Raw genomic sequence first — 22,911 nt, forward strand, 5'->3', positions numbered from 1 at the left:
GGGTGCGTGCCTCGGCGGCGCCGAGGAGGGAGTCCATGCGGAGCATCGGCGACTGACGAGAAGCCGGCGAGGTGCGTGCCCCGGCGGCGCGGACCCGGCCCCATCAAGGAGACAGCCCCTAGAGGGCCCGAACGGCAGAGGAGCGCCCATGCCCCACCATGTGACGACCGGAGACCTCCTGCGCTGGGCGATGAGAGCCCTGGCCGCCTTGGGCAGCGTCTGGTTCTTCGCTCCGCTGCCACCGCCCTGGCCGCCCACCGACCAGTACCCGGCCGGGCCGCCGCCGCTGCACCCGGAGCGGATGTGCCCGGGCGTCCCGCTCACCGACGTGGAGGCGCGGCTCCAGCGGCAGCTGTCCGAGGAGCGGGGGTGACGCCGCGGACGGACGCCACCGAGGCGGTGCCGCACCTGCGGGAGCGGCTGGTCGAGCTGGCCGGGATCAAGGAGTCGGCCGTCGCCGGCCCGGACGAGCGCGCCACCCGGCGGCAGCACGCCCGGGGCAAGCTGACGGCGCACGAGCGGATCGCCCTCCTGCTGGACGAGGGCTCCTTCCAGGAGGTCGAGGCGCTGCGCCGGCACCGGGCCACCGGCTTCGGCCTGGAGGACCGGCGGCCGTACACCGACGGGGTGGTGACCGGCTGGGGCACCGTGCACGGCCGGACGGTGTTCGTCTACGCCCACGACTTCCGGATCTTCGGCGGTGCGCTCGGCGAGGCCCACGCCGAGAAGATCCACAAGGTGATGGACCTGGCCGAGTCGGCCGGTGCCCCGCTGGTCTCGCTCAACGACGGGGCGGGCGCCCGGATCCAGGAGGGGGTGTCCGCGCTGGCGGGCTACGGCGGCATCTTCCGGCGCAACACCCGGGCCTCCGGGGTGATCCCGCAGATCTCGGTGATGCTCGGCCCGTGCGCCGGCGGGGCGGCGTACTCCCCCGCGCTGACCGACTTCGTCTTCATGGTCCGCGAGACCTCGCAGATGTTCATCACCGGCCCGGACGTGGTCCAGGCCGTCACCGGCGAGAAGATCAGCCAGAACGGGCTGGGCGGCGCCGACGTGCACGCCGACGTCTCGGGGGTGGCCACCTTCGCCCACGACGACGAGGCGAGCTGCCTGGCCGAGGTCCGGTACCTGCTCTCGCTGCTGCCCTCCAACAACCGCGAGCTGCCGCCGGACGAGCCCTGCACCGACCCGGCCGACCGCCGGACGGAGGCGCTGCTCGACCTCGTCCCGGCCGGTCCCCACCAGGCGTACGACATGCGCGAGGTGATCGAGGAGCTCGTCGACCACGGGGAGGTGCTGGAGCTCCAGCCCGGGTGGGCGCCCAACATCATCTGCGCGCTGGCCCGGCTGGACGGCAAGGTGACCGGTCTGGTGGCCAATCAACCGACCGCGCTGGCCGGGGTGCTGGACATCGGGGCGAGCGAGAAGGCGGCCCGCTTCGTCCAGTTCTGCGACGCCTTCAACATCCCGCTGGTGACCCTGGTGGACGTGCCCGGCTTCCTGCCCGGGGTCGCCCAGGAGCACGGCGGGATCATCCGGCACGGCGCCAAGCTGCTGTACGCGTACTGCAACGCCACCGTGCCGCGGATCCAGCTGATCCTGCGCAAGGCCTACGGCGGCGCCTACATCGTGATGGACTCCCACTCGATCGGCGCCGACCTCTCGCTGGCCTGGCCGACCAACGAGATCGCCGTGATGGGCGCCGAGGGCGCGGCCAACGTGGTCTTCCGCCGGGAGATCGCGGAGGCGGCGGACCCGGAGGCGGTCCGGGCGCAGCGGATCAAGGAGTACCGGACCGAGCTGATGCACCCCTACTACGCCGCCGAACGCGGGCTGGTGGACGACGTGATCGACCCGGCCGAGACCCGGTCGGTGCTGATCCGGGCGCTGGCCATGCTGCGGGCCAAGCACGCGGAGCTGCCCAGCCGCAAGCACGGCAACCCGCCGCTCTGATGGCCACGGCCGAGCGGGACGACAGGGCCGAGCGGGACGACGGCTGGCGGATCGTCAGGGGGCGGCCCGAACCCCGGGAGCTGGCGGTGCTGGTGGCGGTGCTGGCCGCGCTGGCGCGACAGGCCGCCCGCGCGCCGGGCCGCGGCCGGGCCGGGGTGCCCGGCTGGGCGGTGCGCCGGCCCGGCGGCCACCCCGCCGCCCGGTCCTGGCGGACCGTCGGCCGCGGCTGACCCAGGGCTTCAGGGCCCTTCGAGCCCCGCTTGAGAACCGCGGAGCAACCTGTCCGACAACCGATCCGACGACCAGAAGGAGAGCTCTCATGACCGACGCACGGCTGGTGGGGACCTGGACCACCGCGTTGGACGACGGCGGGAAGTCCGTGCCCGGGCTGGTCGCCTTCACCGCTGACGGGCGGGTCACCTCGACCCAGGTGAACACCAAGAACATCGGGCTGGGCAACTGGGAGAGCACCGGCGACGGGACCTTCAGCTACAACTTCCACATCCTGGCCGTGAACGAGGAGGGCGTGCACGTCGGCGAGGCCCGCGTGCACGTCGAGGGGAAGCTCACCGGGGACGGCAGCTGGGAGGGCACCGGCGGTGCCAACTTCTACGACCCGCGGGGAGAGCTGCTGCGCGGCCACGACGGCGCCAGGGTGACCGCCCGCAAGTTCGGCCTCGACAAGTAGCTCGGCTCCACTGGAGGGACCATGCTGCGCGACCGGCTCCAGGGCGAACTCGTCCTGCCGTCCGACCCGGGCTACCCGTACGCCCGCCAACTGCAGAACACCGAGTACGACACCGTCACCCCGTACGGGATCGCGTACAGCGAGAGCGCCGACGACGTCCGCCACTGCCTGCGGCACGCCCGGGACCAGGGCCTCGCGGTCCACCTGCGCAGCGGCGGGCACAGCTTCAACGGCTGGTCGACCGGCCCGGGGCTGGTGGTGGACGTCTCCCGGATGAACCGGGTCTCGCTCGGCCCCGGAACCGTCCGGCTGGGGGCCGGGACCCAGTCCCTGGAGGCGCTGGACGCGCTGGGGCGGCTCGGCCGGCAGATCGTCACCGGCACCTTCCCGACCGTCGGCGCGGCCGGCTTCCTGACCGGCGGCGGCCTCGGCTGGCAGACCCGCGCGTTCGGCGTCGGCAGCGACCGGATGACGGCCGCCACCGTGGTGCTGGCCGACGGCCGGACCGTCCGCTGCTCGGCGCGCGAGGAGCCGGACCTGTTCTGGGCGCTGCGCGGCGGCGGGGGCGGCACCTTCGGGGTGGTCACCGAGTTCGAGGTGCGGCCGGTGGACGCGCCGGAACTGACCGGGTTCGAGACGCTCTGGGAGTACGGGGACGCGGCCGGACTGCTGTCGGCCTGGCAGGAGTGGTGCACCGACGCCCCGGACGGGCTGGGCTGCTCGCTGGTGGTGCTGCCCGGGATGTTCGGCCCGGCCGGTGAGCCGGTGCTGAAGATCTGGGGCGTCCACCTCGGCTCCACGGCCGAACTGGAGCTGCTGCTCGACGAGTTGGCCGAGCGGGCCGGGCGCAAGCCGATGGTCCGCACGGTCGGCGAGCGGGCCGGGTACTCCCGGGTGATGCACGAGGCGCTGTGCGACTCCAAGACGGTGCAGCAGTGCCACCGCACCGGCCACAACCCGGAGGCGGAGGGGCACCGGCACCCGTACACCCGGCAGAGCTACCGGCTCACCGACCGGCCCGCCACCCGGGCCGAGGCGGCCGCGCTGCTGGCCGCCTGGGACCCGTCCATCGACCGGGAGCGCTACCTCCTGTGCATCGCGCTCGGCGGCGCGGCCAACCGGATCCCGGTCGGCGAGACCGCCTACCCGCACCGCACCGCACGGTTCCTGACGGGCTACCAGATCGCCAGCCGGGAGCCCGGCCCGGACACCGCCGCCGAGCTCACCGCCTGGGCCGACCGGGCCGAGCTGGCGCTGGCCCCGCTCGCCTGCGGCTCGTACGTCAACTTCCCCAGCTCCCGGGTCGTCCCTGGCTGGGAGGAGGCCCACTTCGGCGCGAACGCGGCCCGGCTGCGCGCGGTGAAGCGGGCCTACGACCCCGAGGACTTCTTCCGGCACGGACAGAGCGTCCGGCCCGGCTCATGACGGAGGCAGCACCGTGATCACAGCTCTGCGGGACAAGGTCGTCCTGGTCACCGGCGCCTCCTCGGGCATCGGCCGGGCGACGGCGGTGGCCTACGGCGCGGAGGGCGCCCGGGTGGCGGTCACCTATCACACCGACCGGGAGGGCGCCGAGCTGACGGCGGCCCAGGTGGCCGGGGCGGGAGGCACCGCGCTGGTGGTCCGCTACGACCTGACGGACGAGGAGTCGATCCGGCGGGCGGTCGGGCGGGTCGCCGAGGAGTGGGGCGGCATCGACGTCCTGGTGGCCAGTGCGGTGGTGTGGAGCGAGGCCATCCCCAGGCCCGGCCAGCCGGTGCCCCGGTTCGAGGACGTGCCGGCCAAGCAGTGGCAGGAGGTGCTGCACAACTCGCTGGACGCGACCTTCCACACCCTGCAGGCCGCCCTGCCCGCGATGCGCGGGCGGGAGTGGGGCCGGGTGGTGCTGATCGGCGCCGGGCTGGCCGACACCGGCAAGCCCGGGGCGGGCGCCTACGGGGCGGGCAAGTCCGGCCTGTACGGCCTGATGCGCAGCCTGGCCTGGGAGTTGGGCCCGGAGGGGATCCTGGTGAACATGGTGGTGCCGGGGCAGACCCTGACCGAGACGGTCCGCGCGCACGTCCCGGCCGCCGTCCTGGAGGAGAAGGGCCGCACCCTGCCCTCCGGCCGGATGTCGGTGCCGGAGGACGTGGCCCGGGCGGTGGTCTTCCTCGGCTCGGCGGCCAACGGCAACGTCAACGGCGAGACCCTGCGGGTCACCGGCGGCGCCTGACGCCCCGTCGGCTCCCGTCCGCACCGGGCCCCGCGGCCCTCGAGGGTCCTTCCAGGACTCCTTGAGGGCCGCGGGGCTCAATGGCGTTCGCCCGTCCCACCGGCGGACCGTTCACCCAGGAGGAAGACCGTGCCCCAGACCCCCGCCCGGCCCACCGAGGCCCCCGCCTACCCGATGGAGCGCACCTGCCCGTACCGGATGCCCGTCGGCTACGAGGAGTTGCGGGAGAGCGGACCGCTGTCCCGGGTGACGCTCTACGACGGCCGCCAGGTCTGGCTGGTGTCCGGGAACGCCGAGGGCCGGGCGCTCTTCCCGGACCACCGGCTCTCCTCGTACGTGCTGGACCCGGCCTTCCCGTTCCTGGCCCCCCGGATCGCGGCGCAGACCCAGCAGCACGCCGCGCCGCCGCTGGTCGGGGTGGACGACCCGGACCACGGCCGGCAGCGCCGGATGGTGATCCCCGGCTTCGGCATCCGCCGGGTCGCCGAACTGCGGCCCGAGATCCAGCGGATCGCCGACGAGCTGATCGACGCCATGCTGGCCGCCGGCTCCGAGGCCGAACTGCTGGCCTCCTACGCGCTGACGCTGCCCTCGGCGGTGATCTGCGCCCTGCTCGGGGTGCCCTACGAGGACCGCTCCTTCTTCGACGAACGCTCGCGGCACGTGCTCTCCTCCACGGGCGAGGACGAGGCGGAGCTGGCCCGGAAGTCGTTCACCGAGATCCTGCACTACCTGTACGGGCTGATCGCCCGCAAGGAGCGGGAGCCGGGCGAGGGCCTGATCGACCAGCTGATCGCCCATCAGCTGGCCGAGGGCGCGCTCGACCGCGACGAGCTGGCGATGATCTGCTCGCTGCTGCTGGTCTCCGGGCACGAGACCACCTCGAACATGATCGCGCTCTCCACCCTGACCCTGCTCGACCACCCCGAGCAGCTCTCCCGGCTGCGGGCCGACGAGTCCCTGTGGCCGGGCGCCGTCGACGAGTTGATGCGCTTCACCTCGATCGGCGACGTGCTGCCCCGGGTGGCGGCCGAGGACATCGAGATCGCCGGGACCACCATCCGGGCCGGCGAGGGCGTGATGATGTCCACCATGCTGATGAACCGTGACCCGCGGGCCTGGGAGCGGCCGGACGAGCTGGACGTCACCCGCAGGGCGGGCCGGCACGTCGCCTTCGGCTACGGCATCCACCAGTGCATCGGGCAGAACCTGGCCCGGGCCGAGATGGAGATCGCGCTGGCCACGCTGTTCCGGCGGATCCCGACCCTGCGGATGGCCGTGCCCGGCGACCAGGTGCCGCTGAACGCCCCGTACGTGCTCCAGGGCGTGGCCGCCCTGCCGGTCGCCTGGTAGCCCGCGGTGGCCATCGAGCTGGACACCGACCGGTGCATCGGGGCGGCGATGTGCGTGCTGCACGCGCCCGCCGTGTTCACCCAGGACGAGGGCGGGGTGGTCGCGCTGCTGCCCGGCGGCGCGGTCCGCGAGGAGGAGCCGGAGGTCGAGGAGGCCGCCCAGGCCTGCCCGGTGCAGGCCATCGAACTGCGCTGAACCGAGGTCCGCGGGGCGCCGTCCAGCACTCCTGGACGGCGCTTCGAGGGCCGACCGCCAGGGTGGCGGCCATGGAGATTCGCCGTCTGGACGGAGACGATCCGGCCACCATCACCGCCCTGCTGCCCGGCTTCCGGGCCACCATGGGCCTCGAACTGCCCCACGACCCCCCGGTGTCCGAGCAGTTGCTGGCCCGGCTGTTCCAGCGCCGCCACGGCGCCGACCGCCTGCTGCTGGCCGCCTACGCGGACGGCGAGCCGGCCGGATGCGTCAAGCTCGGCCTCGACCTGGCCGATCCGACCGGGCCGGGCCACGGCTCGCTCTGGGTGTTCCCGGGCTTCCGGCGCCGCGGCGCCGGACGGGCCCTGGCCGAGGCGGCCCGGGCCGAACTCCGCTCCTGCGGGCGCTCGTTGCTCCGGGTGGACGCCCCTGCCGGGGAGGCCTCGCGGGCCTTCGCCGAGGCGCTGGGCGCGGAGTGCACCGCCACCACGCTGCGCAGCCGGCTGCTGCCGGCCGGCCCGGCCCGGCCCGCGCTGGAGGAGGCCGCCGGACGGCCGGTGCCCGGCTACCGGCTGGTCCGCTGGACCGGCCGCTGCCCCGATCCGCTGGTGACCGGCTACGCCCGGGCCTGGGCCGCACTGGACGCCCCGGTCAACGGGCAGGCCCGGATGTCCGCCCCCGGCGTGGCCGACGTCCGGGCCCGGGAGGCCGAGGCCGAGCGGGCCGGCCACCGCCTGCACGCGGTGGCCGCGGTCACCGAGCAGGGCGGCGAACTGGTGGGCTACAGCACGCTGTTCGTCCGCGACAGCCCGATGGCCGACGCGGGCGAGACCCTCGTCCTGCCCGGCCACCGGCGCCGGGGACTGGCCTCCTGGCTGAAGGCCGGCCTGCTGCTCGACGCGGCCGCGCGCGAACCGCGGCTGGCCCTGGTCCAGGTCTTCAACGACGTCCGCAACGAGGCGGTGGTGGCGCTCAACCGCCGGCTCGGCTTCAGCACCGACTCCACCTGGGCCACGTACACGCTCAAGGCCTGACCACCCGAACCCACCGGAGGACCGATGACCACCGAGAGACGCACCGACGCCCCCGCCGGGAACGAGCGCACCGTCCGCGAGCTGTACCGGGTGCTGCACGGCGAGCACCAGCTCGACCGGACCGAGGAGTTCTTCCACCCCGGCTACACCGACCACGACGCGCTGCTCGGCGGCGGCACCGAGAACTTCCGCCGTCACTGGAAGGACCTGACCACCCGTCACCCGGGCCTGGCCGCCACCGTCGACCACCTGGTGGCCGGCCCGGACCGGGTGATGCTGTTCGCCACCTGGCGCAGCCCGGGCGGCTTCCTGCTGCACACCGCCGAGCTGTACCGGCTGGCGGACGGCCGGGTCGCCGAGCACTGGAACGTGGTGGACCGGGCCGCGCTGGCCGCCCAGGGCACCGGCCCGGCGGAGCCCGGCCAGCCGGCCTCGCCCGGCCTGCACGGCCCGCACACCGAGGCCGAGCGGGCCAACGCCCAGCTGGTCCTTGACGCCTACCGGGAGGTGTTCAGCGAGCACCGGCTGGAGCTGGCCGAGCGGTACTACCACCCGGACTACAAGCACCACAACGTGCGGACCGACGCGGTGCCGGACGGCCTGGAGGCGTTCAAGGCCTTCTTCGCCGACAACATCGCCGCCTTCCCCGACCTGCTGACCGACGTCGACCACGTGGTGGCCTCCGGCGACCGGGTGATGGTCTTCGTCACCTGGCGGGGCACCCTCACCGGCGCCTGGAGCGGCGGCGGACCGTCCGACGCCCGGCTGGAGATGCGCACCTGCGACCAGTTCCGGATCGAGCGCGGCAAGGTCGCCGAGCACTGGGAGGTGGTCGACTACCTGGCCCTCCAGGAGGCCGGCCTCCCCACCCCCTGAACACCACCCGCACCACGAGAGGGACTTCGATGAGTTCGACGGACGCACCCGTACTGATCGTCGGCGGCAGCCTGGTGGGCCTGTCGACCGCGCTGTTCCTGGCCCACCACGGCGTACGGGCCACCCTGGTGGAGCGCCACCCCTCCACCTCGGTGCACCCCCGCGCCGTCGGCTACTACCCGCGGACCGTCGAGCTGCTGGCGCAGGCCGGGGTGGCGGAGGCCGCCGAGCGGGCGGCGGCCGGCTTCCAGCGGCACCGGACCAGGGCCGGCGTGGTCTCGCTGGCCGGCGAAGTGCTGTTCGCCCGCGAGGAGTTGGAGGGGGCGGACGAGCTCGCGGGGCTGACCCCGCACCGCCTGCTGCTGCTCCCGCAGGACCGGCTGGAGCCGCTGCTGCGGGCCCGGGCCGAGGAGCTCGGGGCGGACCTGCGGTTCGGCACCGAGCTGCTCTCCTTCGACGAGACCCCGGACGGGGTCACCGCCGTGCTCGGTTCGGACGGCTCCACCTCCACCCTGCGCAGCCGCTGGCTGGTGGCCTGCGACGGGCCCCGCTCGACCGTGCGGGAGGCGCTCAAGGTGCCCCGGCGCGGGCGCGGCTTGCTCTCCCGGCACGTCAGCATCGCGTTCCGGGCCGATCTGGCGCCCGTCCTCGGCGAACGCCGGTACAGCGTGGTGCACGTGAAGAACCCTCAGGTCACCGGCATCCTGGTGCACGACGACACGCTCACCGAGGGCACCCTGATCGTCGGCTGGTCGCCGCAGGACGGCGAGGACCTGGCGGACTTCACCGAGGAGCGCTGCCGCGAGCTGGTGGGCGCGGCGATCGGCGACCCGGGGGTCGAGGTGACCATCCGCTCGCGCTTCCCCTGGGACATGGCCGAGCAGGTCGCCGAGGGCTTCCGGCACGGCCGGGTGCTGCTCGCAGGGGACGCCGCCCACGTGATCCCGCCGACCGGCGGCTACGGCGCCAACACCGGGATCGCCGACGCGCGCGACCTGGCCTGGAAGCTGGCCCTGGTGGTGCGCGGCGAGGCCGGCCCCGAGCTGCTGGACAGCTACGACGCGGAGCGCCGCCCGGTCGGCGAACACACCGCCACCCAGGGGTCCCTGCAGCTCGCGGTGCGCTCCGGCAGCGCCTCCGAGGAGCAGCGGGCGCAGGTCGAGGACGCGCTCACGGTGACGATGGGTCAGTCCTACCGCTCGGCGGCGGTGGTCGCCGAGGACGGGGCGGAGCCGCTGCCGGTGACCTCCGACCCACGGGCTCTCGGCGGGCGGCCCGGCACCCGGGCGCCGTACCTGGTGCCGGCGGGTGCGGACGGGCCGGCGGGCACGCTCGGCCTGTTCGGGCGGGGCTTCGTGCTGCTGGCGGGCGAGCGGGGGGCCGCCTGGGCCGCCGCTGCGGCCGGGGTGGCGGAACGGCTCGGCGTCGGCCTGACGGCGCAGCTGATCGGTGCCGAACCGGCCGGCCCGGAGGGCGGGTTCGGCCCGGCGTACGGGATCGGGCCTGCGGGGGCGGTGCTGGTCCGCCCGGACGGCTTCGTCGCCTGGCGGGCCGTCGGGGCGGAGCCGGACGGCGATCCGGACGGCGCCCTGGAGCGGGTGCTGCGGCGGGTGCTGGCCCGCTGAACGAGGTCCGCGCACCGACCCGCGGCCGGGTCGGTGCGCGGACCCGGTCCGTCAACTGCCGTTCTGCAGCTCGCTGATGGAGTCGACGTACTTGATCAGCAGCCGGGCGAACTCGACCCGCTCGCCGTCCGGCCAGTCCCGGGTGATCCGCTCGAACGCGGAGCGCTGGTGGGCGCGGAAGCGGTCCAGCATCCGGTCGCCCTCGTCGGTGAGCCGCAGGATGGTGCGGCGGCCGTCCGCCTGCGAGGCGGCGCGCACCAGGTAACCGGCCGTGATGCAGTCGGAGACCATCCGGCTGGCCACCGACGGGTCGACCGCGAGCCGCTCGGCGACCACGCCGACGGTGATCTCCTGGCCGTCGTGCTCGGGGCCGTCCTGGACCACGTTGAGCACCAGGGTCCGGGTCATGTCCTTGCGGGACACCCCCTCCTCGACGTTCAGCGCCGCCGTTCGGCGCAGGCGCGAGAACGCCGGGCCCACGGCGTCGAGGACGGCCGTCCGCCGTGTGCTCTCGGTCGAAGTCTCCATGCGTCACATCCTAAGCGACTTGATTACAGCAAGCGAGCATCTGTATGCTCGCAAATGACTGCATGACAGAAAGCATATATCTGAGAGCATGCATCTAGATGCTCTCCCGACGACTGAAGGAGGGGTCATGTCATCGGATCAGGACTACGACGTCCTCGTGGTGGGCGGCGGGCCGGTCGGCCTGCTGCTCGCCGCGGAACTGCGGATCGCCCGCGTCCGGGCCCTCGTACTGGAGCGGCTGCCCGAGCGCTCGCCGCACTCCAAGGCCTTCGGGCTGCACGCCCGCTCGCTGGAGTCGCTCGACCGGCGCGGTCTGCTCAAGCGCTTCAAGGAGGGGGCCCGCTCCTGGAACAACGGCCACTTCGCCGGGCTGGACGTCTGGGTGGACTTCTCCACCCTGGACAGCGCCCACGGCTACGCGCTGCTCTCCGAACAGGCCCGCACCGAGCGGCTGTTGGAGGAGCGCGCGATCGAGGTCGGCGCCGAGATCCGGCGCGGGCACGAGGTGACCGCCGCCCGGCAGGACGCGGACGGCGTGGAGCTGGACGTCACCGGCCCGGACGGCCCGTACACCCTGCGCGCCAAGTACCTGGTCGGCTGCGACGGCGCGCGCAGCCAGGTCCGCAAGGCGGCCGGCATCGGCTTCCCCGGCACCGGCGGCCGGGTCACCGCCCGGCTCGGCGACGTCCGGCTGGCCGACCCGGAGAACGCGCCGATGGGCATGGAGCGGACCGCGCGCGGCCTGCTGTTCTGCGTCCCGCTGGACGACACCTACCACCGGGTCGCCACCTTCGACTTCGAGCAGGGCAAGGAGCCGGGCTCGGTGCTCACGCTGGGCGAACTCACCGCCAGCCTGCGGGAGATCTGGGGCGACGACCTCGGCGCCCGCGACGCCCGCTGGCTGTCCTGGTTCACCGACTCGGCCTGCCAGGCCGACCGCTACCGGGAGGGCCGGATCCTGCTGGCCGGCGACGCCGCCCACACCCACTTCCCGGTCGGCGGCCAGGGCCTCAACCTCGGCCTGCAGGACGCGCTCAACCTCGGCTGGAAGCTGGCCGCCACCGTGCACGGCTGGGCCTCCGAGGGCCTGCTCGACAGCTACGACCGGGAGCGGCAGGAGCCGGCCCGCCGGGTGCTGGCCAACACCCGGGCCCAGATCGCGCTGATGAACCCGGACCCGTACGTGACCGAGCTGCGCGAGCTGTTCACCGACCTGATGCGCAAGGACCAGGTCAACCGGCACCTGGCCGAGATGCTCAGCGGCGTCACCGTGCGGTACCAACTCCCGGGCCCGGAGCACCGGTTGCTCGGCGACTTCGCCCGCGACCTGGAGCTGCGCACCGCCGACGGCAAGAGCACCCTGCCCGAGTACCTCAAGCGCGGCACCGGCCTGCTGCTCGACCTGGCGGCCCGGCCCGAGCTGGCCGGGGTCTACGAGGAGTGGGCCGCGGGCGTCTCCTGGGGCGGCCGGGTGCGGCACGTGGTGGCCGAGTGCGACCAGGAGCCCGGCCTGGCCGGCCTGCTGGTGCGCCCCGACGGCTACGTGGCCTGGGCCGCCGACCGGGACGCCTCGGCCGAGGAGCTCCGCGGCGGACTGCGCGAGGCGCTCACGCGCTGGTTCGGCACCGTCTGACCCCGGCCGCCCTTGCGCGGCCCACCGAAATATGTAGACTCGCAAACGCATGCATGCCAACATACAAGTGCATACGTCATCAAAGGAGAACCACATGCGAATCGTCCGCCACTACGAGCACGGAGCTCCGTCGGTGCTGCGTGTCGAGGAGGCGGAGAAGCCGCAGCCCGGGCCGGGCCACGTGCTGATCCGTTCCGAGGCCATCGGCGTCACCTTCGCCGAGGTCCAGCGCCGCCAGGGCATCCCGATCGGCGGCCACGCCGGTCTGCCCGGCGCCCCCGGCGGCGACGTCGCCGGCACCGTCGAGGCGCTCGGCGAGGGCGTCACCAACGTCAAGGTCGGCGACCGGGTGGTGGTGGACGTGGACCACAGCGCCTACGCCGACTACGTCACCGCCGACGCCGCCTGGCTGATCACCATCCCGCAGGACATGGACGCCGCCGAGGCCACCCTGCTGCCCAGCCCCGCCCAGACCGCGTACCACGCGCTCAAGGAGGCCGGCCAGCTCAAGCCCGGCGAGACGGTGCTGATCGACGCCGCCTCCGGCGGGGTCGGCCACCTCGCGGTGCAGATCGCCAAGGCGATGGGCGCCGGCAAGGTGATCGCCACCGCCAGCACCGCGGCGAAGCTGGACTTCGTCCGCTCGCTCGGTGCCGACGTGGCGATCAACTACACCGACGCCGACTGGGACGACCAGGTCCGGGCCGCCACCGACGGCCGCGGCGCCGACGTGGTGCTGGAGACCGTCGGCGGCGACATCCTCACCAAGAGCGTCGCGCTGACCGCCCAGTTCGGCCGGCTGGTCTTCTACGGCTCGGCCAGCGGCGACATCCAGCCGGTCAACCCGCTGATGCTGAGCCGGATGAAGACCGTGGCGGGCTTCGCGCTCTACGCCATGCTCTACAACCGGCCGGAGGCCATCGCCGCGGGTCAGCGCGACCTGCTGGAGATGATCCGCACGGGCCTGGTCAAGCCGGTGGTCCACGAGCGCCTGCCGCTCGAGGACGCCGTCAAGTCCCACGAGTTGATGGAGGCCCGGGCCCAGCTCGGCAAGGTCGTCCTGGTCCCCTGACACCCCCTCAGCCGGTGGCCGGTCGCGGCGCCCCCGTACGCGACCGGCCACCCCCAGCCCCACTCCCCTGGTCGGACACATCCGAAATGACACCGGTCGCACCGCGGCCGGCAGGTCGGGGACGAGCACCGTCCGCGGCGGCACAGGCCGCCGCACCACCCTGATCACACCGCTCGAAAGGTAGACCCGTGTCAGCTCCGACCACCCGTCCCGAGGAAGGGCCGCCCACCGCCGGCCCGCCGCCCGGCACCCGGATCAAGCCGGTGATCTTCGCCTGCATGCTCGCGATCTTCCTGGCCATGCTCGACTCCCAGGTGGTGGCCACCGCCCTGCCCCGGATCGTCGGCGACCTGGGCGGCCTCGAGCTCTTCGCCTGGGTCACCACCGCCTACATCATCACCAGCAGCGTCACCACGCCGGTCTACGGCAAGCTCGGCGACCTGTTCGGCCGCAAGACCGTCTTCCTGGTCGCCGTCGCGGTCTTCATCCTGGGCTCGCTGCTCAGCGGCGCGGCCCAGTCGATGGAGCAGCTGATCGCCTTCCGGGTGGTCCAGGGCCTGGGCGCCGGCGGCCTGTTCGTCTCCGTGCTGGCGATCATCGGCGAGCTGTTCAGCCCGCGCGAGGGCGCCAAGTACTACGGCATGTTCGGCATGGTCTTCGCGGGCGCCGCGGTGGCCGGCCCCGCCGTCGGCGGGGTGCTCACCGACCTGCTCAGCTGGCACTGGGTGTTCCTGGTCAACCTGCCGCTGGGCCTGCTGGTGCTCGGCATGCTCGCCGCCTTCCTGCACCTGCCGCCGAAGACCCGGCAGGCGAAGATCGACTACGCCGGGTTCCTCACCCTCAGCGGTGCCATCGTCGCGCTCACCCTGGTGGCCAGCTGGGGCGGCGGCAAGTACGACTGGGCCTCGCCGCAGATCCTCGGCCTCGGGGCCGTCGCGGTGGTGCTCGGCGCGCTGTTCGTGGCCGCCGAGCGGCGGGCCGCCGAGCCGGTGATCCCGCTGCACCTGTTCCGCGACTCGACCTTCTCGGTCAGCGTGCTGGTCAGCGCCGCCGCCGGGGTGGTCTTCCTCGGCGCGGTGGTCTTCCTCGCGCTGTACGTCCAGGTCGCCACCGGTGCCACCCCGACCATGTCCGGCCTGGTGCTGCTGCCGATGATGGCCGGCCTGGTCGCCGCCTCGGTGGTCTCCACCAAGCTGATCACCAAGAGCGGCCGCTACAAGTGGTACCCCGTGGCCAGCATGGCCACCGGCATCGTCGGCGCGCTGCTGTTCTCCACCATGGACACCGGGACGCCGCGGGCGGTGGTGGTCGGCTACATGCTGGTCTTCGGCGTCGCGGCCGGCCTCAACATGCAGGTGCTCACCATGGCCGCGCAGAACACCGCGCCGCGCGACGACATCGGCGCCGTGCACGCCACCGTCGCCTTCTCCCGCCAACTGGGCAGCACGCTGGGCATCTCGGTGTTCGCCGCGATCTTCTACAACCGGCTCACCGAGGAGCTCACCGCCCGGGTGCCGGCCGGCGGGCTCAACGGGGTGAGCGCCGACTCGCTCGCCTCGCACGAGGTGCTGGACCGGCTCGCGGACACCACCCGCCAGGCGGTCGAGCAGGCCTACGCCGCGGCGCTCAGCCCGGTCTTCCTGGCCACCGTCCCGGTCCTGGCGGTCGGCCTGGTCTGCGCCCTGCTGATGAAGGACCTGCCGCTGCGCACCTGGGGCGGCGGCGAGGGCGGCCACGGCGAGGGTGAGGGCAGCCACGGTCACGGCCACGACCAGCCCGCCGAGCAGCACTCCTGACGCACCGTCGACCCGCACCACGGGCCGCCCGCCGGACACCTCCGGCGGGCGGCCCGGCGGCGTTCCGGCACCCCGCCCGCGACCTACCGGAGTTACAGCGGGCTTCGAGCCCGCCTCGACGGCGGCCCGCGATGGTCGGGGCAGGACCTGACGGCACCGAGACCAGGAGGCGTGCGTGACGACGACCGAGGACCCGAAAACGGCCGGCCGGGTGGACCCGGGCCCGCTGATCCGGCTGACCATCGCCGACTGCGCGGCCAAGGTGCTGCACAGCGCCGTCACGCTCGGCGTGTTCGACGCGCTGGCCGCCGGGCCCGCCGCGGCCGCCCAGGTGGCCGGGCGCACCGGCCTGCACCCGCGGATGGCGGACGACTTCCTCGACGCGCTGACCGGCCTCGGCCTGCTGGAACGCACCGGCGACCGGTACCGCAACGGCCCGCTCGCCGAGGCCTACCTGGTGCCGGGCTCCGGCTCCTACCTGGGCGGCTTCGTGGAGCTCACCAACGAGACCCTGTACGGGACCTGGGGCCGGCTCAGCGAGGCGCTGCGCACCGGCGAGCCGCAGCACCTGGACCCGGACAAGGGCGGCTTCGTCGGCGACCGGCACCAGGATCCGGCGAAGATGAAGCGCTTCCTGGCCGGGCTCGACGCGTACAGCGACCGGATGGGCACCGAGCTGGCCGGCCGGCTCGACTGGGCCCGGTACGGCTCCTTCGTGGACCTGGGCGGGGCCCGGGGCAACCTGGCCGCCGTCCTGGCCGGGGCCCACCCGCACCTGGCGGCGGTCTGCTTCGACCTGGAGCGGACCAGGCCGCTGTTCACCGAGCACATCGGCCGGCTCGGCCTGGCCGACCGGGTCTCCTTCGTCGGCGGCGACTTCTTCACCGACGCGCTGCCGCCCGCCGACGTGGTGGTGCTCGGCCACATCCTGCACGGATTCTCGGACGAGCGGCGGCGGGAGCTGCTGCGCCGGGTCTTCGCCGCCGTCCGGCCGGGCGGTGCGGTGCTGGTCTACGACCGGATGATCGACGACGAACGGCGGGACCCGGAGCGGCTGTTGAGCAGTCTGCACATGCGGCTGGTCAGCCCGGACGGCTCCGAGTACCGGGTCGGCGACTGCCGGTCCTGGCTGCGGGAGGCCGGCTTCACGGACGACACGGCCGAGCCGCTGCTCGGCACCCACACCCTGGTGACGGCCCGCAAGGAGGCGGCGTGAACGCGGAGCAGCTCCCCGTCCTGATCGTCGGCGGCGGGCTGACCGGCCTGTCGGCGGCGGTGTTCCTGGCCCACCACGGTGTCCGAGCCACCCTGGTCGAGCGCCACCCCGACACCTCCACCCACCCCAAGGCCCGGGCCATCAACCCGCGCACCATGGAGCTGTACCGCGCGGTCGGCATCGAGGAACTGGTCCGGGCCGGGCGCTCGCCGATCTCCGGCAACACCGACCTGGTGCACGTGGAGACGCTGGCCGGCGCGGAGCGGGTGCGGATGCCCAACGCGACGCCCGAGGACATCGGCCGGATCAGCCCGACCCAGTGGACCCTGATCGACCAGAACCAGCTGGAGCCGATCCTGCGGGCGCGGGCCGTCGAGGTCGGCGCCGACGTCCGCTTCCACACCCGGCTGGACGGGGTGACACAGGATCAGGACGGGGTGCTGGCCACCGTCACCGACCTGGCCACCGGCCGCCGGGAGGAGCTGCGGGCCGCGTACCTGATCGCGGCGGACGGCAGCCGCAGCCCCGTCCGCGAACTGCTCGGGATCGGCGCGGCCGGCCCCGGCACCATCACCAACCTGGTCTCGGTCTTCTTCGAGGCGGACCTGACCGAGGCGCTGCGCGGCCGCCGGATCATCGCCGCCTACGTCAACAACCCGGAGGTGCGGGGCACCCTCATCCCGATCGACAACGACCGGCGCTGGGTGCTGAACGTCTCCTACTTCCCCGACCGCGGGCAGCGGGCCGTGGACTTCACCGAGGAGCGCTGCGCGGCGGTGATCCGGGCCGCGGTCGGGGTGCCGGAGCTGGCGCTGAAGGTGGAGTCCACCCACCTGCCCTCCTGGGACATCTCGGCCCGGGTCGCGGACGCGTTCGCCGCCGGCCGGGTGCTGGTGGCCGGCGACGCCGCCCACGTGATGCCGCCGACCGGTGCGTTCGGGGCCAGCACCGGCATCCAGGACGCGTACAACCTGGCCTGGAAGCTCGCCCTGGTGCTGGCCGGCACGGCCGGGCCGGGGCTGCTGGAGAGCTACCGGGCCGAGCGCCGCCCGGTCGCGGAGCAGACGGTGCGTCAGGCGATGCTGCGGTTCGCGGTGCGGGAGGGCAAGCAGTTCCAGGAGGTGGCGCCGGAGCTGCTGGACGAGACCACGGTGACCTTCGGCTACCGCTACCCGGCGGGGGCGTTCGCCGCCGAGCCCGACGGCGGCGACGAACCCTTCGAGGACCCGGCGCGGCCGACCGGCCGGCCCGGGGCCCGGGCACCGCACCTGGTGGTCGGCGGACCGGACGGCCCGCTCTCCTGCCTGGACCTGTTCGGCGCGGGCTTCGTGCTGCTGGCCGACGGCGCGGCGGGCGACTGGACGGAGCGGGCGGTGGCCGAGGCCGGCCGGCTCGGCCTGCCGCTCGCGGTCCACCGGATCGGCCCGGACGGGGAGTTCACCGATCCGGAGGGGGTGTTCCGGGCCCGCTACGGGCTGCCGCTCGGCGGCGCCTCACTGGTCCGGCCGGACGGCTTCGTCGCCTGGCGCTCCACGGGCGAGGACACCGCTCCCGGCGAGGCGGCGGCCGCGGCGCTGCGCACGCTGCTGGACCGCGACTGAGCAGACGACACCAGGAAGGGGCGCCCGGCCGAGCCGGGCGCCCCTTCCGTCGTGCCGCCGCGCTGTCCTGCTGTCTGATCACTGAGCCTCGGCGCCGCCAGGCCGCCAGGCCGCCGGGCCAGCGGGCCAGCGGGCCGCCGGGCCGGCGGGCCAGCGGGCCAGCGGGCCGCCGGGCTGGGGCTGCCGTGCTGTCGTGCCGTCAGGGGCGCAGCAGCCGGGCCAGTGTGCTGCCCAGGGCCTCGGCCGGGTCGGCCGGGAGTGCGGCGGTCCGCCAGGCGATGAAGCCGTCCGGCCGGATCAGCGCGGCTCCGTCCGGGCCCACGCCGTAGGCCTTGAGGAAGCGCTCGACCGTCTCCGGCGGCTCCCCCGCACCGACCCGACGGGCCGTCAGGTCCAGCCCGGTGGCGGCCCGGACGGCCGCTGCGGCGGGCTCCCAGGCGGCCCCGGCCGGGCCGGTCAGCAGCAGGAAGCCGCCGGTCAGCAGGTCGTGCAGCGGGGTGGTGCGGCCGTCGACGACCAGCGGGAGGTGGGCGGCCCGGGTGCCGGGGCGGCCGGAGGGCACCACCGGGTCCTCGACCGGGGCGCCGTCGTCCGGGCCGTCCTCGGTGAGCACCGCGCCGGAGCGGTAGACCTGGCCGAACAGCACGGTGGTCTCCGGGCGGTGCCGGGCGGCCGCCTCGGCGTCCAGTCCGCTGCGCTGGAGGTAGCGGATGACGCCCTGCTCCACGGTGAACTCGGCGACCGGCGCCCGCTCCTGCTCGTAGCTGTCCAGCAGCTCGGGGCCGGCCTGGCCGCGCAGCACCAGGGCCAGCTTCCAGGCCAGGTTGTGCGCGTCCTGGACGCCCATGTTGCCGCCGAAGCCGCCGGTGGGCGGCATCACGTGCACGCAGTCCCCGGCCAGCAGCACCCGCCGGTCGCGGAACCGGTCGGCGACCTGGGCCGCCACCTCCCAGCTGCTCGCCGACTCCACCTCGACCGCCAGCTCCGGCACCCCGACGGCGGCCCGCACCAGTTCGACGCACTCCTCGGCGGAGTACTCCCGGTGGCTGGCCCCCGGCGGCAGGCTCGGCGCCAGCACCCAGCGGTCCGACTCCGGCCCGCCGATCCGCCCCAGCACGCCCTTGACCCGCTCGTTGCTGACGAAGCAGAGGAAGAAGCTCCGCCCGGCGACGTACGGGTCGAGGTCGGCGTGGAAGATGACGCTCATCTGCTGCCCGAGCACGCCGCGGCCGTGCGCGCCGATGCCGAGGCCCTCCCGGATCTCGGCGCGGAAGCCGTCGGCGGCCACCAGGTAGCGGCTGCGCACCGTCCGTTCGGTGCCGTCGCGCAGGTCGCGCAGCACGGAGGTGACGCCGTCGGCGTCCTGACGGTGGCTCACCAGCTCGGTGCCGAAGCGGAGGTCGGCGCCCAGCTCGCGGGCCCGCTCCAGCAGCACCGGCTCCAGGCGGTCCTGCCCGATCAGCGTCCATCCGGTGGTGCCGACCTCGTTCGGGTCGTGCCGGAACGGGCCGTCGAAGCGGCCGAGTTCGGTCCCGGTCAGCGAGGTGACCTGGAGGATGTCGCCGTACTGGGCGCCGGGCGTCTCGCGCTCGCGCACCCGCTGCTCCAGGCCGAGCGCCCGCAGCAGCTCCATGGTGCGCGGGCTGGCCGCCTGCGCCCGGGGGTGCGCCGAGACCTCGGTGTGCCGCTCCACCAGCACCGGTCGGATGCCCTGCCGGGCCAGGAAGAGGGCCTGGGCCAGACCCACCATGCTGCCGCCCACGATCAGGACGTCGGTCGTCTCCACGGCCATGTCCGCTCCCTTCGGTTGCCTGTGTCGGATCCCTGCCGGGCGAAGCGAACACCGGGCCGCTGGGGCCGGGCTGGTGGGACGGGCGAGCCGCGGAGCGCGGTGCCGTACCACGTCCCAGGCGGATTCGAGCGCTGTCCCAGCCGGTCTGGCGATGCTTCGTCAGGTACCGGCCGACGGACGGAGAGGGGTGGCGGGGAGCGTGGTGGAGACCTTGAGCGTGGCGGTGCTGGTGGGCACCGGTCTGGTGGCGGGGGTGCTGTTCGCGGTGGCGATCAGCGTGGTGCCCGCGCTGATCGCGATGACGCCGGAGCACTACGTGGCCACCCACAAGCTGCTCGGCCGCCACTACGACCGGATCATGCCGTTCGTGGTGGCCGGGTCCACCCTGGCCGACCTGGTGCTGGCGGTCCGGGCCGAGGGCCCGCCGCGGCTGCTGTTCGGCGCGGCGGTGGTGTGCATGGCGGGGGTGGCGGCGGTGTCGCAGACCAGGAACGTGCCGATCAACCGGCGGGTCAAGGCCACCGGGCCGGCCGACCTGGGCCCCGGCTGGCAGGACCCGCGGCCGCAGTGGCGCGACTGGCACCTGGTGCGCACCTGCTGCGCGGCGGCCGGCTGCACGCTGACGGCGGCCGCGGTGGTGCTGTCGTGACCGGCGGCACCGTCCGGCGGGCGCTGCCCGAGGGCCCGGACCGGGCGGGGGCGGACGAGCGGATGCGCGAACTGCTCTCCCGGGCCGACCCGGGGCCGGTGGCGCTGCACCTCGCGCTGCTGCACTTCACCGGGCGGCGCAGCGGCCGCCCGTACACCGTGCCGGCCGGGGTACACCGGCTGGGCGGCGGCCTGGTGGTGGCCACCGGCAGCGGCTGGCGGCACAACTTCGCGGGCGGCGCGGCGGGCGAGCTGACCTGGCGGGGCCTGCGCGGCCCGGTCCGCTACCGGCTGGCGGAGGACGCCGAGCGGACCGCCCGCGGCTATCTGGAGCTGTACCACCGCTACGGCGAGGCGGCCGGGCGGCGGCTGGGCATCGCGGTGACGGCGGCCCCGGACCTGGCCGCGTTCCGGGCCGCCGTGGCGGCCGAGGGCCTGGCGCTGGTGGACGTGGAGCCGCAGGCCGGCACCTGGGGCGGGCCGGACGGCGAACTGCCGTGAACCGCAAGCGAATCGGACCGGACGAGAGGACTGCAGGATGAGCGGGATCACGGGCTGGGTGGACTTCGGGCGGGACGCGGCCGGGCAGGCCGGCACCCTGCGGGCGATGTCCGCGGCGCTGGCGCACCGCGGGCCGGACGGCGCGGGCGAGTGGGCCGAGGGGCCGGCCGCACTGGCGCACCGGCGGCTGGCGCTGCTGGAGCTCGAACGGGGCGCGCAGCCCGCGGTGTTCGCCGACGGCGGCCGTCCGGTGGCGGTGCTGGCCCTGGACGGGGCGCTCACCAACCGGGACGAGCTGGCCGCCGAACTGGCGTCCCGGGGGCACCGGCTGACGGACCGTTCGGACGCCGAGGCGGCGCTGCACGCCTATCTGGAGTGGGGCGAGGGGTTCCTCCTGCGGCTGGAGGGCCTGTTCGCGCTGGCGGTCTGGGACGTCCGCCGGCAGGAGCTGCTGCTGGCCAGGGACCGGCTGGGCGTCAAGCCGCTGTGCTACGTGACCACCGCCGCCGGGGCGCTGTTCGGCTCCGAGCCGAAGGCGCTGCTGGCCCACCCGGAGGTCAGCCCGGTGGTGGACGCGGACGGGCTGCGCGAGCTGTTCGCGCACAGCCGCAAGCCGGGCACCGGCGTGTTCCGGGGGATGCGCGAAGTGCTCCCCGGGCACCGGCTGACGGTCCGTCGGGAGGGCGTCACCGAGCAGCGCTACTGGTCGCTGCCGGCCCGGCCGCACACCGACGACACCGCGACCACCGTCGCCACGGTGCGGGAGCTGCTGGCCGGTTCGGTGGCGCGGCACCTGCGGGCGGACGTCCCGGTCGGTGCGATGCTCTCCGGCGGGATCGACTCCAGCGCGCTGACGGCACTGGCCCAGCGGACCCTGCGGGAGGCCGGGGGCGGGCCGCTGCGCACCTTCTCGGTCAACTTCACCGGCTACACCGAGAACTTCCAGCCGCACCCGACCATGCGGGCCACCCCCGACGCCCCGTTCGCCGAGCTGGCGGCCCGTCACATCGGCACCGGGCACACCGAGATCCTGTTGGACACCGCCGCGCTGGCCGACCGCGAGGTGCACGCGGCCGCGCTGCGCAGCCAGGACGTGCCGTCGCCGCTGGGCGACATGGACGTCTCGCTGCTGCTGTTCTTCGCGGCGCTGCGGCGCGCGGGGGTGACGGCGGTGCTCTCCGGCGAGACCGCGGACGAGGTGTTCAACGGCTACTTCTGGGCGTACGACCCGGACCACAGCAACTCCCGCACCTTCCCCTGGGTCTCGTTCGAGCGCGGCCACGACGCGGCGGCCGGCGGGCTCGGCTGCTCCCTGGTGGACCTCGGGCTGCGCAAGGAGCTGGACTTCCTGGAGTACGCCGACCAGCACTACCGGGACGCGCTGACCGAGGTCCCGCACGTGGCCGGCGAGAGCGCTGCCGAGCGCCGGGCCCGCGAGGTGAGCTACCTGGCGCTGACCCGCTGGGCGCCGACCCACCTGGACCGGGCGGACCGGATGAGCACGGCGCACGGCGTGCAGCTGCGGCCGCCGTTCTGCGACCGGGCCCTGGTGGAGTACGTCTACAACGTGCCCGCCGAGCTCAAGCGGGTGGGCGGCCAGGAGAAGAGCCTGCTGCGGGCGGCGGTCGCCGACCTGCTGCCGGAGCCGGTGCTGAACCGGCGCAAGAGCGCCTACCCGACCACCCAGGACGCCGAGTACGGGGAGCGGCTGCGGGCCCGGTTCGCCGAGCTGGCGGCCGACCGCGGGGCGGCCGTCGCGCCGCTGCTGGACACCGCCGCGACCAGGGCCGCGCTGGCCCCGGGCGGCGCGCCCAGCGGGGCGTTCGCCTGGGTCGAGCGGGCCAGCATGGAGATGATGATCCAGCTCGACACCTGGCTGACCGAGTACCGGGTGGACCTGCGGCTCTGACGTGGCGGCGTCACACCTCGGCCGCCGCATTCGTCCGGATCGCATTCCCCGACTGACTTGATTCGGACCGTCCTTGCCATATATGTGCACGGGCGAATATGGTGGCGGGCGAACTGGGAAAGATTGGGTTCAGGGCAGGTGAATTCTTCACCATTGCCCGCCGCTCCCCCCAGCGGTCCCGTAGCCACCCAGCGCCTGGGACGAGGCGGCCACTGCCGCCCAGGAAAAGAAAAGGCAAAAGACGGGCAATGGTCATTTGCCGCTGTACTCAGCCCCACC

The 22,911-nt window shown here is 74.4% G+C and carries 21 protein-coding genes; 19 read left to right on the plus strand and 2 right to left on the minus strand.

The window, feature by feature from the left end:
* Window positions 1-148 precede the first annotated feature (148 nt).
* The 11 genes from ABD946_RS06175 (at window position 149) to ABD946_RS06225 (ending at window position 9,936) form a co-directional block, all read left to right on the plus strand.
* A complete protein-coding gene (locus ABD946_RS06175; protein ID WP_345280858.1) occupies window positions 149-373 on the plus strand; it encodes a DUF6059 family protein in 225 nt (74 codons plus the stop codon).
* A complete protein-coding gene (locus ABD946_RS06180) occupies window positions 370-1,953 on the plus strand; it encodes an acyl-CoA carboxylase subunit beta (protein WP_345280860.1) in 1,584 nt (527 codons plus the stop codon). The genes ABD946_RS06175 and ABD946_RS06180 overlap by 4 nt, the downstream gene beginning before the upstream one ends.
* Window positions 1,953-2,183 (plus strand): acyl-CoA carboxylase epsilon subunit, encoded by a 231-nt coding sequence (locus ABD946_RS06185; protein ID WP_345280861.1) that lies wholly within the window; start codon window positions 1,953-1,955, stop codon window positions 2,181-2,183. Before ABD946_RS06180 ends, ABD946_RS06185 begins: the two co-directional genes overlap by 1 nt.
* An 89-nt stretch (window positions 2,184-2,272) precedes the next feature.
* A complete protein-coding gene (locus tag ABD946_RS06190) occupies window positions 2,273-2,641 on the plus strand; it encodes a hypothetical protein (protein ID WP_345280863.1) in 369 nt (122 codons plus the stop codon).
* 21 nt (window positions 2,642-2,662) lie between these two features.
* Complete coding sequence (locus ABD946_RS06195; RefSeq protein WP_345280865.1) at window positions 2,663-4,066, plus strand: FAD-binding oxidoreductase; 1,404 nt, start codon at window positions 2,663-2,665, stop codon at window positions 4,064-4,066.
* 13 nt (window positions 4,067-4,079) lie between these two features.
* The gene (locus ABD946_RS06200; protein ID WP_345280867.1) at window positions 4,080-4,853 is read left to right on the plus strand and encodes an SDR family NAD(P)-dependent oxidoreductase; all 774 of its coding nucleotides are present in this window, start codon (window positions 4,080-4,082) and stop codon (window positions 4,851-4,853) included.
* 174 nt (window positions 4,854-5,027) lie between these two features.
* The gene (locus ABD946_RS06205; protein WP_345280923.1) at window positions 5,028-6,206 is read left to right on the plus strand and encodes a cytochrome P450; all 1,179 of its coding nucleotides are present in this window, start codon (window positions 5,028-5,030) and stop codon (window positions 6,204-6,206) included.
* Window positions 6,207-6,212: 6 nt separating this feature from the next.
* The gene (locus ABD946_RS06210) at window positions 6,213-6,401 is read left to right on the plus strand and encodes a ferredoxin (protein WP_345280869.1); all 189 of its coding nucleotides are present in this window, start codon (window positions 6,213-6,215) and stop codon (window positions 6,399-6,401) included.
* 71 nt (window positions 6,402-6,472) lie between these two features.
* Entirely contained in the window at window positions 6,473-7,435 is a 963-nt protein-coding gene (locus tag ABD946_RS06215) for a GNAT family N-acetyltransferase (protein ID WP_345280871.1), read from the plus strand.
* 24 nt (window positions 7,436-7,459) lie between these two features.
* The gene (locus ABD946_RS06220; protein WP_345280873.1) at window positions 7,460-8,311 is read left to right on the plus strand and encodes an ester cyclase; all 852 of its coding nucleotides are present in this window, start codon (window positions 7,460-7,462) and stop codon (window positions 8,309-8,311) included.
* 29 nt (window positions 8,312-8,340) lie between these two features.
* On the plus strand, window positions 8,341-9,936 hold the full coding sequence (locus tag ABD946_RS06225; RefSeq protein ID WP_345280875.1) for an FAD-dependent oxidoreductase: 1,596 nt from the start codon (window positions 8,341-8,343) through the stop codon (window positions 9,934-9,936).
* Between the two features lie 51 nt (window positions 9,937-9,987).
* On the opposite strand, the gene ABD946_RS06230 is transcribed toward ABD946_RS06225, so the two are convergent.
* Window positions 9,988-10,464 (minus strand): MarR family winged helix-turn-helix transcriptional regulator, encoded by a 477-nt coding sequence (locus tag ABD946_RS06230; RefSeq protein ID WP_345280877.1) that lies wholly within the window; start codon window positions 10,462-10,464, stop codon window positions 9,988-9,990.
* A gap of 127 nt (window positions 10,465-10,591) precedes the next feature.
* Between ABD946_RS06230 and ABD946_RS06235 the strand changes: the two genes are divergently transcribed.
* The 5 genes from ABD946_RS06235 (at window position 10,592) to ABD946_RS06255 (ending at window position 17,782) form a co-directional block, all read left to right on the plus strand.
* Window positions 10,592-12,097, plus strand: a complete 1,506-nt coding sequence (locus ABD946_RS06235) for an FAD-dependent monooxygenase (protein ID WP_345280879.1) — start codon at window positions 10,592-10,594, stop codon at window positions 12,095-12,097.
* 94 nt (window positions 12,098-12,191) lie between these two features.
* The gene (locus tag ABD946_RS06240; protein WP_345280881.1) at window positions 12,192-13,169 is read left to right on the plus strand and encodes a quinone oxidoreductase family protein; all 978 of its coding nucleotides are present in this window, start codon (window positions 12,192-12,194) and stop codon (window positions 13,167-13,169) included.
* 188 nt (window positions 13,170-13,357) lie between these two features.
* Window positions 13,358-14,965, plus strand: coding sequence for an MDR family MFS transporter (locus tag ABD946_RS06245; protein WP_345280883.1), 1,608 nt, complete (start codon window positions 13,358-13,360; stop codon window positions 14,963-14,965).
* Between the two features lie 175 nt (window positions 14,966-15,140).
* A complete protein-coding gene (locus tag ABD946_RS06250; protein ID WP_345280885.1) occupies window positions 15,141-16,181 on the plus strand; it encodes a methyltransferase in 1,041 nt (346 codons plus the stop codon).
* Entirely contained in the window at window positions 16,178-17,782 is a 1,605-nt protein-coding gene (locus tag ABD946_RS06255) for an FAD-dependent oxidoreductase (RefSeq protein ID WP_345280886.1), read from the plus strand. The genes ABD946_RS06250 and ABD946_RS06255 overlap by 4 nt, the downstream gene beginning before the upstream one ends.
* 199 nt (window positions 17,783-17,981) lie before the next feature.
* Here the strand turns inward: ABD946_RS06255 and ABD946_RS06260 are convergent, their stop codons facing one another.
* Window positions 17,982-19,574, minus strand: a complete 1,593-nt coding sequence (locus ABD946_RS06260) for an FAD-dependent monooxygenase (RefSeq protein ID WP_345280888.1) — start codon at window positions 19,572-19,574, stop codon at window positions 17,982-17,984.
* A gap of 199 nt (window positions 19,575-19,773) precedes the next feature.
* On the opposite strand from ABD946_RS06260, the gene ABD946_RS06265 reads away from it, so the two are divergent.
* The 3 genes from ABD946_RS06265 to asnB are packed head-to-tail and all read left to right on the plus strand — an operon-like array spanning window position 19,774 to window position 22,632.
* Window positions 19,774-20,223: an anthrone oxygenase family protein gene (locus ABD946_RS06265; protein WP_345280890.1), complete on the plus strand. Its 450-nt coding sequence runs from the start codon at window positions 19,774-19,776 to the stop codon at window positions 20,221-20,223.
* Window positions 20,220-20,723, plus strand: coding sequence for a PNPOx family protein (locus ABD946_RS06270; protein ID WP_345280892.1), 504 nt, complete (start codon window positions 20,220-20,222; stop codon window positions 20,721-20,723). Before ABD946_RS06265 ends, ABD946_RS06270 begins: the two co-directional genes overlap by 4 nt.
* A gap of 37 nt (window positions 20,724-20,760) precedes the next feature.
* Window positions 20,761-22,632: an asparagine synthase (glutamine-hydrolyzing) gene (gene asnB / locus ABD946_RS06275; protein WP_345280894.1), complete on the plus strand. Its 1,872-nt coding sequence runs from the start codon at window positions 20,761-20,763 to the stop codon at window positions 22,630-22,632.
* The last annotated feature ends 279 nt before the right edge of the window (window positions 22,633-22,911 follow it).

The organism is Kitasatospora albolonga (assembly GCF_039535905.1).
GTDB lineage: Bacteria > Actinomycetota > Actinomycetes > Streptomycetales > Streptomycetaceae > Kitasatospora > Kitasatospora albolonga.

Bases quoted from the DNA above. Each gene is read 5' to 3' on its own strand.
- ABD946_RS06190 (WP_345280863.1), top strand. From the start codon at position 2,273: ATGACCGACGCACGGCTGGTGGGGACCTGGACCACCGCGTTGGACGAC.
- ABD946_RS06185 (WP_345280861.1), top strand. From the start codon at position 1,953: ATGGCCACGGCCGAGCGGGACGACAGGGCCGAGCGGGACGACGGCTGG.
- asnB (WP_345280894.1), top strand. From the start codon at position 20,761: ATGAGCGGGATCACGGGCTGGGTGGACTTCGGGCGGGACGCGGCCGGG.
- ABD946_RS06195 (WP_345280865.1), top strand. From the start codon at position 2,663: ATGCTGCGCGACCGGCTCCAGGGCGAACTCGTCCTGCCGTCCGACCCG.
- ABD946_RS06235 (WP_345280879.1), top strand. From the start codon at position 10,592: ATGTCATCGGATCAGGACTACGACGTCCTCGTGGTGGGCGGCGGGCCG.
- ABD946_RS06260 (WP_345280888.1), bottom strand. From the start codon at position 19,574: ATGGCCGTGGAGACGACCGACGTCCTGATCGTGGGCGGCAGCATGGTG.
- ABD946_RS06240 (WP_345280881.1), top strand. From the start codon at position 12,192: ATGCGAATCGTCCGCCACTACGAGCACGGAGCTCCGTCGGTGCTGCGT.
- ABD946_RS06220 (WP_345280873.1), top strand. From the start codon at position 7,460: ATGACCACCGAGAGACGCACCGACGCCCCCGCCGGGAACGAGCGCACC.
- ABD946_RS06230 (WP_345280877.1), bottom strand. From the start codon at position 10,464: ATGGAGACTTCGACCGAGAGCACACGGCGGACGGCCGTCCTCGACGCC.
- ABD946_RS06205 (WP_345280923.1), top strand. From the start codon at position 5,028: ATGGAGCGCACCTGCCCGTACCGGATGCCCGTCGGCTACGAGGAGTTG.
- ABD946_RS06175 (WP_345280858.1), top strand. From the start codon at position 149: ATGCCCCACCATGTGACGACCGGAGACCTCCTGCGCTGGGCGATGAGA.
- ABD946_RS06215 (WP_345280871.1), top strand. From the start codon at position 6,473: ATGGAGATTCGCCGTCTGGACGGAGACGATCCGGCCACCATCACCGCC.
- ABD946_RS06225 (WP_345280875.1), top strand. From the start codon at position 8,341: ATGAGTTCGACGGACGCACCCGTACTGATCGTCGGCGGCAGCCTGGTG.